Annotated in this window: 14 protein-coding genes and 1 riboswitch; of the genes, 7 read left to right on the top strand and 7 right to left on the bottom strand. The window is 57.0% G+C overall.

Features of this window, described 5'->3' with window-relative positions; translation table 11 throughout:
* Positions 1–14: 14 nt before the first annotated feature.
* Entirely contained in the window at positions 15–683 is a 669-nt protein-coding gene (locus AC3Y7R_RS01475; protein WP_490040232.1) for a cupin domain-containing protein, read from the bottom strand.
* A 410-nt stretch (positions 684–1,093) separates the two neighbouring features.
* Positions 1,094–1,171: riboswitch (SAM riboswitch) on the top strand.
* Positions 1,172–1,227: 56 nt separating this feature from the next.
* Between AC3Y7R_RS01475 and metZ the strand changes: the two genes are divergently transcribed.
* The 4 genes from metZ to AC3Y7R_RS01455 all read left to right on the top strand — a co-directional run bounded on the left by metZ (position 1,228) and on the right by AC3Y7R_RS01455 (position 4,798).
* On the top strand, positions 1,228–2,409 hold the full coding sequence (metZ, locus tag AC3Y7R_RS01470) for an O-succinylhomoserine sulfhydrylase (RefSeq protein ID WP_490040231.1): 1,182 nt from the start codon (positions 1,228–1,230) through the stop codon (positions 2,407–2,409).
* Positions 2,410–2,491: 82 nt separating this feature from the next.
* Positions 2,492–3,589, top strand: a complete 1,098-nt coding sequence (gene folE2, locus AC3Y7R_RS01465) for a GTP cyclohydrolase FolE2 (protein ID WP_490040230.1) — start codon at positions 2,492–2,494, stop codon at positions 3,587–3,589.
* A gap of 82 nt (positions 3,590–3,671) precedes the next feature.
* Complete coding sequence (locus tag AC3Y7R_RS01460) at positions 3,672–4,112, top strand: hypothetical protein (protein WP_490040229.1); 441 nt, start codon at positions 3,672–3,674, stop codon at positions 4,110–4,112.
* Positions 4,109–4,798 (top strand): HTTM domain-containing protein, encoded by a 690-nt coding sequence (locus tag AC3Y7R_RS01455; RefSeq protein ID WP_490040228.1) that lies wholly within the window; start codon positions 4,109–4,111, stop codon positions 4,796–4,798. Before AC3Y7R_RS01460 ends, AC3Y7R_RS01455 begins: the two co-directional genes overlap by 4 nt.
* A 12-nt stretch (positions 4,799–4,810) precedes the next feature.
* On the opposite strand, the gene AC3Y7R_RS01450 is transcribed toward AC3Y7R_RS01455, so the two are convergent.
* From AC3Y7R_RS01450 to ftsY, 3 genes are all read right to left on the bottom strand, one after another.
* On the bottom strand, positions 4,811–5,416 hold the full coding sequence (locus AC3Y7R_RS01450; protein ID WP_490040227.1) for an inner membrane-spanning protein YciB: 606 nt from the start codon (positions 5,414–5,416) through the stop codon (positions 4,811–4,813).
* 3 nt (positions 5,417–5,419) lie between these two features.
* Positions 5,420–6,325, bottom strand: coding sequence for an EamA family transporter (locus tag AC3Y7R_RS01445; protein ID WP_490040226.1), 906 nt, complete (start codon positions 6,323–6,325; stop codon positions 5,420–5,422).
* Between the two features lie 96 nt (positions 6,326–6,421).
* A complete protein-coding gene (gene ftsY, locus AC3Y7R_RS01440) occupies positions 6,422–7,618 on the bottom strand; it encodes a signal recognition particle-docking protein FtsY (protein ID WP_490040225.1) in 1,197 nt (398 codons plus the stop codon).
* Between the two features lie 105 nt (positions 7,619–7,723).
* Between ftsY and AC3Y7R_RS01435 the strand changes: the two genes are divergently transcribed.
* The gene (locus tag AC3Y7R_RS01435) at positions 7,724–8,596 is read left to right on the top strand and encodes a transglycosylase SLT domain-containing protein (protein ID WP_490040224.1); all 873 of its coding nucleotides are present in this window, start codon (positions 7,724–7,726) and stop codon (positions 8,594–8,596) included.
* Here AC3Y7R_RS01435 and AC3Y7R_RS01430 read toward each other — a convergent pair.
* Positions 8,593–9,222: a lysoplasmalogenase family protein gene (locus tag AC3Y7R_RS01430; RefSeq protein ID WP_490040223.1), complete on the bottom strand. Its 630-nt coding sequence runs from the start codon at positions 9,220–9,222 to the stop codon at positions 8,593–8,595. The genes AC3Y7R_RS01435 and AC3Y7R_RS01430 overlap by 4 nt on opposite strands.
* A gap of 2 nt (positions 9,223–9,224) precedes the next feature.
* Entirely contained in the window at positions 9,225–10,910 is a 1,686-nt protein-coding gene (locus tag AC3Y7R_RS01425; RefSeq protein WP_490040222.1) for an NAD(P)H-dependent oxidoreductase subunit E, read from the bottom strand.
* A gap of 185 nt (positions 10,911–11,095) precedes the next feature.
* Between AC3Y7R_RS01425 and AC3Y7R_RS01420 the strand changes: the two genes are divergently transcribed.
* Both AC3Y7R_RS01420 and AC3Y7R_RS01415 read left to right on the top strand, forming a co-directional pair.
* A complete protein-coding gene (locus tag AC3Y7R_RS01420) occupies positions 11,096–12,139 on the top strand; it encodes an alkane 1-monooxygenase (RefSeq protein ID WP_490040221.1) in 1,044 nt (347 codons plus the stop codon).
* Positions 12,114–12,581, top strand: a complete 468-nt coding sequence (locus tag AC3Y7R_RS01415) for a hypothetical protein (protein ID WP_490040988.1) — start codon at positions 12,114–12,116, stop codon at positions 12,579–12,581. The genes AC3Y7R_RS01420 and AC3Y7R_RS01415 overlap by 26 nt, the downstream gene beginning before the upstream one ends.
* 35 nt (positions 12,582–12,616) lie before the next feature.
* On the opposite strand, the gene xseA is transcribed toward AC3Y7R_RS01415, so the two are convergent.
* Entirely contained in the window at positions 12,617–14,179 is a 1,563-nt protein-coding gene (gene xseA, locus AC3Y7R_RS01410; protein WP_490040220.1) for an exodeoxyribonuclease VII large subunit, read from the bottom strand.
* Positions 14,180–14,203: the final 24 nt, after the last annotated feature.

Genomic DNA, 14,203 nt, shown 5'->3' with positions numbered 1-14,203 from the left:
TTTACGCATTCCGATCAGGCCGCTGGTGGTTTGGCATGCGGTAGATGGCCCGTTTTGATCCAGAGCTTTGCGCCATCCGAACCCGCTTTTGCTGTGAGGACTTCTCCTTCGGGCAGTCGCAGCCACGCCCCTTTTTCAAGCCGATCACCATCTTCCGTAACCGATCCGGCGATGACGAGCATTTCTATTCCTCCGACATCGGAATTATTAAGTGTCGCACCAGCATCCAGATGGCTATAGGTCACCGCCTCACGATCGTCGCGGTGTAGTTCTGCGGTGGCCACACCGTTCAAATGGTCGCCAAGCTCATCCGCCATATTCTTGCGGAACTGATTGCGGTCATCCATGTCGAACTGCCACAGTTTGACGAAGATGGTACAGCCCGACGATGCCCCCGGTGTATGTGCGCTCGTGGGCGGATTGCGGACATAAGTCCCTTCGGGAAAGTCGCCGTGTTCATCTTGAAACACGCCATCCAACACGATGAATTCTTCGCCACCGGTGTGGGTGTGTTCGGAAAATATGCTGTCCGGCGCAAAGCGCACAATTGTCGTGGCGCGCGCTACCTCTCCGCCGATACGGTCCAGCATGCGACGATCGACGCCGGGCATGGGCGAGGCGTTCCACTCAAGCTGTTCAGAGTGAACAACCACACGTGTTTTAAAATCTGCGTTAAGTTCCAATTGGTCGTCCTTTCTCAGCGAGTGCGATGCCGACCTGTGCAATGATTGGGAAACCTTTAGGGTCATAGATTTTCATGGTGTATCTCCCTTGCCGACGCTGGTCACCCTACTAGTTGATAGATAATTTATGCAATAAAAACTGAACAGTTTGGGATCACATATTTGTTATCCGAATTATCAAGACTTCCTTGAACTTGAATGGCGATTTTGACAGCGCGGCAGAATTCCAGCGATAGTTACGCCGTATACGCGAAGGCTTTCTGCGCCAACGGTTGCTGCATAAGTTCGGAAATCCGCGTAGCGGAAATTCACACAGTTTGCAGCATCCGACACTATGGCCTCCAAGTCGACCTTTGCCCACCCCCCCCCAGAGACGACCATTGCCTTGACCCCACGAACGCACGGGCGTATCCAAGGCTTGTGGCGATTTGTTACCGGATTGCGGGCCACGTTAAATATGCTGCTAAAGAGGACGGAATGCTATGAGCCTCCCCCTTTTCCCGGTGGAGGCTTTTTATTTGGGCGATGCCCAACAGAGGAAAACATGACAAAAGACTGGTCCCCCCGCACGAAATCTGTCCATTCAGGCACCCGCCGCTCGCAATATGGCGAGATGTCTGAGGCCATTTTCCTGACCCAAGGCTTTGTCTATGACAGTGCCGAGCAGGCCGAAGCGCGATTTATCGAGAGTGGCCCGGACGAGTTCATCTATGCGCGCTATGGCAACCCGACCGTGCGTATGTTCGAGGAACGTATCGCCGCAATTGAGGGCACCGAGGACGCATTTGCCACCGCATCGGGCATGGCCGCCGTCAGTGGTGCACTAACGTCAATGCTAAAGGCGGGCGACCATGTGGTGTCTGCCAAGGCGCTGTTTGGCTCGTGCCTTTATGTGCTCGAGGACATCCTGACACGCTTTGGCGTTGAGGTGACTTTTGTGGAAGGCACTGATCTGGCCGCATGGGAAGCCGCCATGCGCGACGACACCAAGGCGGTATTTTTGGAAACTGTGTCCAACCCGACGCTAGAAGTCATCGACCTGAAGGGCGTCGCCGAGATTGCACATGCCAAAGGGGCCACCGTGGTGGTCGATAATGTATTTGCCACCCCCGCCTTCTCGAACGCGGCAGAACTTGGCGCCGATGTCATCGTCTATTCCGCCACCAAGCATATAGACGGCCAAGGGCGGTGCTTGGGCGGCGTCATTTGCGGCACCAAAGAGTTCATCCGCAAAACAGCCGAGCCGTACCTGAAACACACCGGCGGCTCGCTCTCGCCATTCAACGCTTGGGTGATGCTCAAGGGGTTGGAAACTATGCACCTGCGCTGCACCGCCCAAGCCGAAGCCGCGCTGTTCATCGCGCAAGCGCTGGAAGGTCACAACAAGCTGGACCGCACGTTGTACCCCTATCTGGACTCGCACCCGCAACAAGCTATTGCCAAGGCACAAATGGGCGCTGGCGGGACGGTGATCTCCCTTGATATCCAAGGCGGCAAAGACGCGGCTTTCCGCTTCCTCAATGCGCTGGATATCATCTTGATCTCGAACAATCTGGGCGACAGCAAAAGCATCGTCACCCATCCTGCAACCACCACGCATCAACGTCTATCGACTGAGTTGCGCGCCGAGTTAGGCATCACTGACGGGCTGGTCCGCATCTCGATCGGACTAGAAGATAAAGCCGATTTACTGGATGATATCCGCACGGCACTGGACGCAGTTTAACGCGAATTCGTCGCTTTTCCTTGGAACCTGGCGGTTTGCATCCCATATAAAGGATGCAAACCGCGGCCCAAGGAGGGATGCCATGAATGCCCATAATCCAGATGACAAGCCCAGCCGCGCAGAGGCCGAGGCCGCACTAAGCTTGCTGCGTCAATGGGCAAGTGCAGTATCACCGATCGAAGTCACCGATTTAGACCCGTTGGTATCGCGCCTGATCCCCGGCCAAGAACTTGCGAACTACCCTGCCCTCGCGCGCGCCTACCCCGAAGAATTTGCGGTGGACGAGGCTTACAAAGCCTCCATGCCTGACCTGCAAAACGGCCCCGCCTCGCTGATCCGCGGTGCCAAGCAACAAATCCAGCATGTCGGCATCTCGAACTTTCGCCTGCCTGTCCGCGTTCGCACCCGTGACGGCGGCGACCTGACGCTGGAGACCTCGGTCACTGGCACCGTCAGCTTGGAGGCCGAAAAGAAGGGCATCAACATGTCGCGCATCATGCGCAGCTTCTACCGCCACGCCGAACAGACCTTCAGCTTCGAGGTGATCGAGGAGACGCTCGACGCCTATAAAACCGATTTGGAAAGTTTCGACGCCCGCATTCAGATGCGGTTCTCTTTCCCGATGAAGGTGCAAAGCCTGCGGTCCGGCCTGTCGGGTTTTCAGTATTACGACATCGCGCTTGAGGTGGTGGACACGGCTGGCACCCGCAAGAAAATCCTGCATCTGGATTACGTCTATTCCTCCACCTGCCCCTGCTCGCTAGAGCTGAGCGAACATGCCCGCCAATACCGGGGCCAGCTTGCCACGCCGCACAGTCAACGCTCGGTCGCGCGCATCTCGGTCGAGGTCGACTGCGCCCAAGAGTGCCTGTGGTTCGAGGACCTGATCGAGCGATGCCGCGCCGCTGTGCCGACCGAGACGCAAGTCATGGTCAAACGCGAGGACGAGCAGGCCTTCGCCGAGCTAAACGCCGCCAACCCGATTTTTGTCGAGGACGCCGCACGCTCATTTTACGAACAATTACAGTCGGATACACGCATCAAAGACTTCCGCATCATCGCCTCGCACCAAGAAAGCCTGCACAGCCACGATGCCGTGTCCGTCCTGACCGAAGGGCCGACATTTGCCTCCGAAAGCATCGACCCCAAACTGTTTAACACGCTGTTTCATGTGGGCTAGAACGCGCCTTAATGCCATGTGGCGCAGGTAGAGATTTACTGGAATTCATGCTTCATTAACCCTGTGTGCGTTAACTCACCCCATGTGGAAAACGCTTGCTCTGATCCTTCCTGTTCTGGTTCCGTCATGGCGTTTCTTCAAGACGATAGAGCCCTCCCCAAGGGTGCAATGGGCCTTTGTTACAGGCTCCGATGATGCGCTAGCGCAGTGGCAGGAGTTTCGACCTCGACCAACCCATGTGTCAATTTTGCAGATGCTGCGCCGCCTGTTTTGGAACCCCGCGTGGAACGAAACTCTCTTCCTTGTGAGCTGCGCCGAGCGGATACAAGACCAGCCCACAGACCATAGCATTAACGAAATACGGCACCGCATCGCGCGCGAGATCACGCAACAGCCTACCGAGGTCAAGGGCGAGACGTTTCACTTCCGGCTGGTTTTCATGCGCCGCGAAGCTGACAAACTGCTGAGTGAGACCGTCTTCCTCTCAAAAGAGTTCCCCCTTAAAAGCGGAGGCGGTCTTTGAGCATAGACTTAGCAATGCGCGCCACAGAAGTCCTTTTGGCACTGGCCTTCCTACAGCAAAGCGCGGAGCATATCGTCTATTCCAAAGATGAGCGGCTCTTGTTCTTCCCCCGGGCAGCTTTCGCTTTTCTGCTCCTGATCGGCCTTCTTAACCAATGGATTTTATTGGCTTTATCTCTGCATAGCCTGTTCATTCTGCACCGGTTTGCAGGGCCATATAACGGTGGTAGCGACCGGATGGGCCTGCTGGTTTTATATTGCCTCTGCCTGGCCCGTTGGCTTCCCGCGGGCCTCCCTCAAGAGGCGGCTTTTGGCTATCTTGCGGTGCAGGTTGTGCTGTCGTATTTCATTTCTGGCCAAGTCAAAATCGTCAACCCGGAGTGGCGCAGCGGGCGCGCCCTACGAGACGTATTTGCCTTTTCCGCCTATCCGGTCAGCGAAGACCTTCGCGCGTTGGCGGACAAACCACGACTGCTATGGTTAATGTCTTGGGCAGTTATGTTATTTGAATTACTCTTCCCGTTAAGCCTGCTGAGCACCGCAGGTTTGATCGGCGCGCTCGCCCTGACTGTGAGTTTTCACCTCAGCAATGCCTGTTTTTTCGGGTTGAACCGCTTTGTCTGGTTCTGGGTCGCGGCCTACCCGTCGATCTTATGGCTGCAAGCACGCCTCACGCATCTGATGTAATAAATGGAAGTTCTAAGCCTCGCCTTCCGGCTCATCGGAGTAGCGTTGCAACATGCCTGCCTGCGACATGAAAAATGCGAATAAGGCGATGGGGAAGCCGAAGGTTTCAATCTTCACCCAAGCGTCGGTGGACATAAAACGCCAGACCAGCTCGTTCGACACAGCCAATACCGCAAACATTGCCGCCAAGCGTTTAGTCAAGATCATCCAGCCCTCGGGCTTCAAGGGCAGAAAATCATCCATAACATATTCCAACCAAGAGCGCTTTAACAGCAGGCCTATGCTAAGCATGGTGGCAAAAAAGCCATAGACGATCGTGGTCTTGATCTTAAAGAACTTCTCATCGTTGAAATAGACGGTCAGGCCACCAAAAAAGATCACCATGAATGACGTCAAAAGCTGCATACGGCTGAGTTTCCCGGTCAATTTCCACAGAATTGCCATCGACAAAAGCAGCAGCGGCACGAACAGAGCAGTGACCACAATAAAGCCGGAATATTCAGTTCCAGCAAAGGTATAAACCTCTTCCTTCATCTTAATGTAGGCAACGAAAAACAACAAAACCGGACCCAACTCCAGCGCCATTTTCAGCCCTTGCGATATTTTCTTCTCGGCCATGCTCTAGCCTCCCATTTCCACAATTACCGCGCCCAAAGCTATCAGCGCCATTAACGTAAGGCGGCGCGGGCCTACCTTTTCACCCAAAATCACATAGCCAATCAAGGCCGCAAATACCGTTGACGTCTCGCGCAATACCGCAGCCTCGCCCACATTATCAAGCCGTGTTGCGACCATAATCGCCCCGAACGAGAAGAACGCGACGATTGCCCCCAACACACCGCGCGCCATAAGCGGCCCTAAGGTCGGGCGATCCGGGTTACGCCACCACAAAACAGCTGCCACGGGGGGCATGAAGATCAACCCGTCGATAAAGAAAAACCACGCAAGAAACGTGAACGGGTCAGCCGTCGCGCGAATGCCATAGGCGTCATACGTGGTGTAGAGCGCCACGAACAGCCCCGTCCCCACCGCCAGCCATAGCGCCGGCACCAAGGTGTCCCGATTCAACGTAATCGTGCGCAGATTGTAAACCGCCAAACCGTAGATGCCCGCCAAAAGCGTCAAAACCCCAAGCCACTGGACAGCGTTAAAGACCTCTCCAAACACGAAATATGACCCAATGACCGCAAACAACGGCCCCGTGCCGCGCACCACCGGATAGACCACCATGTAGGCCCCTTTGGTGTAGGTGAAGCCCTGCATCAGCTTGTAGCCAACGTGGATCACAAAGACCGTCGCAAAAATCGGCCACATATGTGGCTCGGGCCACGGGACCACGAACAGCGCAAACGGGGCGGCAATCATCCCGTAGCTGAAATCAATCGCACCGCGTGACAACCAAGGGTCGTGACGCCCCTTTTGCAGCGCCCCGAATACGGCATGCAGGAAAGCCGCGAGTAGCACCAGAATCAGCGCCAGTTGGTGGCCCTGTGCGGTGCCCTCAAGCGAGGTGAGCCAAGCGCTCATAAGTGAGGGGACCGAGCGCCACGCAAGCAGGCCCTCCGGGGGGAATATTTTTGGCAAAAAGAAACTGGGGCGGGGCGCATTAACCTTAACATAGCGTTATTCTGCGGCCGCCCCGGTAAGGGCTTGCGCGAATTCTTCGGGGTCAAAGGGCGCAAGGTCATCAATTTGCTCACCCACCCCAATGGCATGGATGGGAAGCCCAAACTTGTCGGCCAAGGCGACCAAAACGCCACCCTTTGCGGTGCCATCAAGTTTGGTCATCACAAGGCCAGAAACATCGCTGATTTCACGAAACACAGTGACTTGGTTCAGGGCATTTTGACCCGTTGTCGCATCCAGCACGAGTAGAGTGTTATGAGGGGCGGTTTCGTCTTTCTTGCGGATCACACGGACGATTTTGGCCAATTCCTCCATCAAGTCTGCGCGGTTTTGCAACCGTCCAGCCGTATCTATCATCAGCAAATCAGCGCCGTCTTCTTCGGCTTTTACCATCGCATCAAAGGCTAGAGAGGCCGGGTCCGAGCCCTCGGGGGCAGTCAAAACCGGAACGCCTGCGCGCTCGCCCCAGACCTGGAGTTGCTCGACCGCGGCGGCGCGAAACGTATCCCCGGCGGCGATTACCACTTTCTTGCCCGCCTGGGAAAATTGCAGCGCCAGTTTGCCGATTGTGGTGGTTTTGCCAGAGCCATTCACGCCCACCACCAACACCACCTGAGGGCGTTTGGGGTAGATCGGCATCGGTTTGGCCACAGGTTCCATGATTTTAGTGATCTCAGCGGCCAGCAGGTCTTTGATTTCTTGGGTCGAGAGTTTTTTACCAAACCGCCCTTCCGCCATATTGGCCGTCACCCGCAGCGCCGTATCGACGCCCATATCCGACGCAATCAACAGCTCTTCAAGTGCCTCAAGCATGTCGTCATCTAGTTCTCGACGAACCACGACCGTTTGCTCTTTGCGCCCGATAAGGCGCCCCAGAAGGCCCGATTTCTTTGGCACAGGAGCAACGGGGGCGGGTTCTGGCTCTGTTAGCACAGGCCCCACTGCCTCAAGTTCATCTGAAATGGCTGTTGTGATTTCTGGCTCCAGCGGCGTCGGCTCTGTCGAAATGGCCGCTGCCATCTCTGGCTCTGGCTCTGGACTAACCTCGGCTTTCGGCTCAGGCGGTGCGCTCACCTCTTGGGCTTCAACACCTTCTTCCTCAACCCCGCCATCCTCGACAATGGCATCCAAGCCCTCTTCCAGTTTAGAGGATGATTTAAACAGCTTATTCTTGAGCTTTTTGAAAAAGGACATGTGGTCTTTATCGGCCTTAAAGTTGCACTTCACCCTCACCTAACCTTTAGCCGTGCCAGATGGAAGATGTGGCGCTCATTTGCTTGGCGCGCTAATCGTGTGATCATGAGACACTTGCTTGCCCTTTTGCTGTTCACTGCCCCCGCGCTGGCCGCCCCGCCAGACCCGATGTGCACGTCAGGAAAATGGGGACAAGTGCACTGCATCAGGCCCGCGCATTTCGTATTTGATTTGTGCCAGCTAATTGAGGCGACCAGTAAAACTCACGGGCTGAACCCTGATTTCTTTACACGCCTGATTTGGCAAGAAAGCCGTTTCAACCCAAATGCACTGTCACCCGCCAACGCCATGGGGATCGCGCAATTCATCCGCTCCACTGCAACCAAACGCGGCCTAAAAGACCCGTATAACCCCGCCGATGCACTGGATCATTCGGCGCAATACCTGTCGGAAATGGCCGCACGTTTCGGCAATGAGGGCATGGCTGCCATCGGCTACAACGGCGGCGAGGCCCGCGCCGAGGGGTTCTTACAAGGCAAAGGGCTTGCGCGCGAGACCACAAACTATGTGCCGATCATCACCGGGCTGGACGCCGAAGCATGGCGCGACGGGCAACCCAAGCAGCACGACATGCGCCTCTCCAAGACCCAAGATTTTCGCCCCGCCTGCCATGCTTTGGCGCGCAAGCGGGTTTTGACGCCATTGCGCAAGATACCGAAGTTCAAGCCATGGGGCGTGCAAATGGCAGCCGGGCGCTCAAAATCAACGGCCAAAAAGCAGTTCACGCAGCGCACGGCAAGCTGTCGCGCGACAGTGTTGAAAGAGAAGCTGGACCTGATTTACAAAAAACATCGCGTGGCTAAGTTGAAGGGTTGGTATATGGCGCGTATCAGCCGAAACAGCCGAAAATCGGCGCAAAACCTGTGCAACAAGTTACGCAAACAAGGCTGCGCCTGTGCGGTTTATAAGAACAATTAGATTAGCCCATTAAACAGCGCTACCTGTCCAAAATAATACAGCAACCACAATACGATAGAGCGCGAAATTGATTTCGTTTTGGCGCGAAAAATATGCCATGATAAAACCACATCTGACGCAATGAACAAGCTGGCCCCAAGCCGGATCAAGCGGCCATTATCGTCCCACCCTGCACCAATGGGCTGCCCCCATGCGGTCACGCCCATAGCTGTGATCAACAACACGTAAACCACGACGGGAACGCGTAAATCCCCTGTATAGGGCAACAGCCACCACAGCGTTGAGAGCGCCAAAACCGCGAACGCTATTCCCACTGAAAACGGGAGTGTCGCAAGGCTGAAATCCAGCCCCATGAGCATGAAAATATAGACCGCATGGGCCAAGGCAAAGGACACGAGCCCCGCCATAAACATCCGCTCGCCCGCGCGCGACAACGCAAGGTCGCCCATCGCAGACAAGGCCAGCGCCAAGGCCAAAACGGGGGCACCAAGCGCCAAGGCCAGAAGCGCCAACAGCCCCGTCGAGGCTGTCTTGGACAGGCTGCCAAGCCAATGCTGATCGCGGTAACAGTATCTGGCCGCATAAAGCCCTGCGCACAGAACTGAGGCGGCAAGGGTTAACTGCAAGGCTAGACCTCGTCTTGGAAGTGTTTGATCACCATGCGGATCGGGTTTGGTGCCGCCTGCCCCAGCCCGCAGATCGAGGCGTCGCCCATGGCCACGCACAGCTCCTCCAGAAGCGGTTGATCCCATGTGTCGGCCTGCATCAATTTCACCGCCTTTTCACAGCCGACGCGGCACGGGGTGCATTGACCACAGGACTCGTCCTCGAAAAAGCGCAACATATTCAGAGCCGCCGCTTTGGCGCTGTCTTGCTCGGATAAAACCACCACGGCAGCAGAGCCAATAAAGCTGCCCAAGGGCTGCAATGTGTCAAAATCCAACGGCACGTCATTGATCGACGCAGGCAACAGCCCTGACGACGGCCCGCCCGGCTGATACGCCTTGAACACATGGCCACGCGCCATGCCGCCCGCCGCTTCAATAACGTCCGAAATCGTCGAGCCAGCAGGCAACAGATGCACGCCCGGATTGGCCACACGACCCGACACCGAATAGCTGCGCAGGCCTTTTCGGCCATTTTTTTCGGTCGCGTTCAGCACCTCGGGGCCTTCGCGGCAGATGCGCGCGATCCAGTGCAGCGTCTCGACATTATGAACCAGCGTCGGCTGCCCGAACAGGCCCACCTGCGCCACATAGGGCGGGCGGTGACGCGGCAAACCGCGCTTGCCTTCAAGGCTTTCAATCATCGCGCTTTCTTCGCCGCAGATATATGCGCCCGCGCCGCGCCGCAGCTCGATATAGCCCGGCTCGACCAAGCCGGCCTGCTCCAGCGCCGCAATCTCGCGCGCCAAAATGGCCAGAACGGCAGGGTATTCGTCGCGCATATAGATGTAGCAGCGCTCCGCCTCGACAGCCCAAGCGGCGATCAACATGCCCTCCAGAAACAGATGCGGGACACGTTCTAGGTAGTAGCGGTCTTTGAACGTCCCCGGCTCACCCTCATCGCCATTCACCGCCAGATACCGCGGCCCGGCATTGCCGCGCACAAAGCCCCATTTGGTGCCCGATGGAAAACCCGCGCCACCAAGGCCACGCAGGCCGCTTTCTTTAAGAAGCGCTTGGACATCCTGCCACTCGCCATCATTTCGTAAGGTTAAAATTGCCCCGTAGCCACCTGATAACTGGTACTTTTCAAGCGTTTCATAGTCGGGAATATGGGCATGAGTATCATCGGCTGCGATTGCCACCTCAACCTTCTCCACAGTGGCATTACCGATATGATTATGCCCAATTTCCAGCGCAGGCGCAGTGTCGCAGCGCCCCATGCAAGGCGCGCGCAGCACCCTCACCTTGGAGGCATCCAAGCCACCTTCCAGCGCCGTTTTTAACGCCTGAGCACCCGCCATCTCGCAGGACAAGGAATCGCACACTCGAATGGTCAACGCGGGCGGCGCGACCTCGCCCTCTTTTACCACATCGAAATGGGCGTAAAAGCTGGCGACCTCGTAAATCTCGGCCATCGACAGGCGCATCTCTTCTGCCAGCGCACGTAAATGCGCAGCAGAGAGGCTGCCATGTTTGTCTTGGATAAGGTGCAAAAACTCGATCAGCAAATCACGATCACGAGGCCGCGCGCCCAGCAAGGATTGCACCTCGGCCAGCGCCGCGTCATCGTATTGGCGCCCCTTGGTGAACCGGCGGCCTTTGCCCTTACCCGATTTCCAAACGCCCTTGCGCTCATCTAACGCCATGATGTTCTCCCGATCTTGTTGGGCAAATCCTACCGCCTTGCCCCACAGCAGGCCAACGCAAAAACGACCTCTATGCGTCTTCCTGCGCACATGGCACCGCAGTTTCATCAACATGCTTCCATCATTTGAGCACATTCGTATTATCATAGGGGAGATAAGTTATTTTACTCGGGGGCTTCACGCCAATGCCACGTTCACTTCTGGCCTTCACCATGGCCACACTATTCCCGCTGCCGTTCTTGCTGGCGGGCGCATTGTTTGGCGGCTGGGCCGCCTGGATTGCCCTGCTCTATGTCACCTTATTTGTGGCAGGCGTTGACGAATTCATCCCCGCCCTGACCCGCGACGGAGAGGCCGCCGATGACGATGAGGCGGATCTGCTCTCGATCATTCTGGTCGGTGTGCATTTCTGCTTGCTGTTCTTCATGGTTTGGGCGTTGTCGGGCAATGGCACGGCTTTATTGTCATTTAACGGCTTGGCCATTTTCGCCGCTACGGGTTTGTTTATGGGGCAAGTGAGCAATTCAAATGCCCATGAGTTGATCCACCGCGGCGCGCGGGGGCTGCGGCGCATGGGCAAATGGGTGTATATTTCCTTGCTGTTTGGTCACCATACCTCGGCGCACCCTTTAGTGCATCACACCCATGTCGGCACCCCGAACGACCCCAATACCTCGCGCATGAACGAGACTTTTTACCGCTTTGCACGCCGCGCGTGGCTCGGCAGCTTTCTGGCGGGGCTTGCAGCGGAAGAGAAACGCCTGAGCCAGATTGGCGTGACCCGTTGGGATTACCGCAACCCCTATGCGCTCTATATCGGTGGTGCGGTGCTGATAGTGCTGGTCTCGCTGGTGATTGCCGGGTGGCGCGGGGTTCTTGTGCATTTGTTGCTGGCCGCGTTTGCCCAAACCCAGTTGATGTTGTCGGACTATGTGCAGCATTACGGGTTGGAGCGCGCGCAACGCGAGGATGGTTCCTATGAGCCAGTGGATGCGCGCCATTCATGGAACGCGCCGCATTGGTTGTCGTCGCTTTGGATGCTGAATGCGCCGCGTCATTCCGACCACCATGCACACCCTGGAAAGCGCTATACCGCACTGCAAATTCCCGCGCGCGGCGACGCGCCGATGTTGCCTCATTCCCTGCCGGTGATGGCCTGTATCGCGCTTTGGCCAAAGCTGTGGAAAAAGGTAATGAACCCGCATGCAGAAGCGTGGCGCGCGGCTTGACCTATCTGCCTTGGCGCTTCATCCTAGCGTGATGAAATGCTTTTCCATTTATGCTTTGCTCGCGTTTTGCGGCACCTGCGCTCAGGCCGAGACCAGAATGACCCCCGAGCAATTTGGCACCTTCACCGAGGGCTCCACCGTTTACTTCAACCGCCATGGTCAACCCTACGGGGCCGAGCAATATCTTAGCCACAAACGAGTGATTTGGACCTTCTTTGACGGCACATGCCAGCGCGGCACATGGTATGGTGCGCAAGACGAAATTTGCTTCATCTACGACAATCAATCCGAGGCCCTATGCTGGCATTTTTTGAATAACAATGGCCGGCGGACAGCTCGTATCATTGGAGATGACCCTGCGGATGATTTGACGGTAACAGGGCAGGATCATAAGGCCCTGTCGTGCCCCGGCCCAGAGGTCGGTGTGAGCTTCAAGCCGTAGGGTTTTGAGTATTTTTGGCAAAAAGAAACCTGAGGTCAGTCGTCAAACAGGCCGGGCTGGCTTTGCTTGGGCGGCTTGGGTTTAGGGGCAGTTTTGGCGGTGGCACCGACCGGAATGCGCGCGTCTTTGAATTGCACTTCCAGCGACGCGGCTTTTTTGGCCTGTTTGCTGTTGGTGACGATTTTGTCGCCGTCCCACACCACTGCGTAGCCGCGGTCGAGCGTGGCTTGATAGCCCAAGGTTTCAAGAAGCCGGTCCAGCTTGTCCAAACCTGTCCGCCAATTACGCACCTGTCCTTGTCCTGCCTGCCCTACCGCATGGCTGGCACGGGTCAGGCGTTCGCGTTGCAGGGTCAAATCACGGCTTAGCCCTTTGGGGGTCAGCTGATTTGATACGCGGTCGAACTGCGCGCGCGACCGCTCGGTGCGGCGCTCCAATGCGGTATCGAGCCGTTGTGATATTTGGGCAAGGCGTGCCTGCATCCGCTCGGTTTGGCGGGCCAAAATTGACGGGCGTAGGGGCGAGGCAGCCCGCTCAAAAGCCAGCCGCTTGGCCGCCGTCCCCGCTGATAGCGACGCATCCAACCGACTGCCTGCGATGTCAAAGCGTTGCCGTGCCACTTGCGTCAGCTCATCACGACGCGGCAAGGCGCGTGACATATCCGCGAGGCGTTGTTTGCGCGCACCGACCATGCCAGTAATCGCCTGCGCCATGCGGGTGCCATAGCCCTCAACGCTGGCCAGCAATTCAAGGCGCACTGGCACCGCGATTTCCGCCGCCGCCGTGGGCGTGGGCGCGCGTATATCGGACACGTAGTCGATCAATGTCGTGTCGGTCTCGTGCCCCACCGCCGAGATCAGCGCAATATCCGAGGCTGCCGCCGCGCGCGCCACGATTTCCTCGTTGAAGCCCCACAGGTCCTCGATCGAGCCGCCACCGCGCGCCACAATAATCAAATCTGGTCGCGGCAGCGCACCGCCGGGCGTCATCGCGTTAAAACCCTCAATGGCCGCCGCCACTTGCGGCGCACATTTTTCGCCCTGCACCACCACGGGCCAGATCAGCACCTTGCGCGGAAAGCGGTCCCGCAACCTGTGCAAAATATCACGGATCACAGCGCCTTGCAGGCTGGTCACCACGCCGATAACATCCGGCAGATAGGGGATGGGTTTCTTGCGCGCGGGCGCGAACAGGCCCTCGCCCTCCAGCATCTTCTTGCGCTTTTCCAGCATTGCCATCAGCGCGCCGACACCTGCGGGGCGAATTTCCTCGATCACCATTTGGTAGCGAGATTGCCCCGGGAAGGTGGTCAGCTTGCCAATGGCAATGACCTCCATCCCCTCTTCGGGCTGCACCGCCAGCTTGGCCGCCTGCCCTTTCCAGATGATCGACGACAGCACCGCACGGTCATCCTTGAGGTCCAGATACACATGCCCAGAACGCGCAACCATGACCCGCCCACACTCGCCCTTGATGCGAACGCGACCAAACTCGCCCTCGATCGTGCGCTTCACCGCGCCGGAAATTTCCGACACCGTGTATTCGGGCTCATTGCGTCCCCGCTCAGCCTCGGGGTGGTCGTCGTCGAGAAGGTCCAACTGCGGCTCCGTTTTCAGATGTTA

The organism is Litoreibacter sp. (genome assembly GCF_058136045.1).
This window is presented reverse-complemented; position numbering and strand designations above follow the sequence as displayed.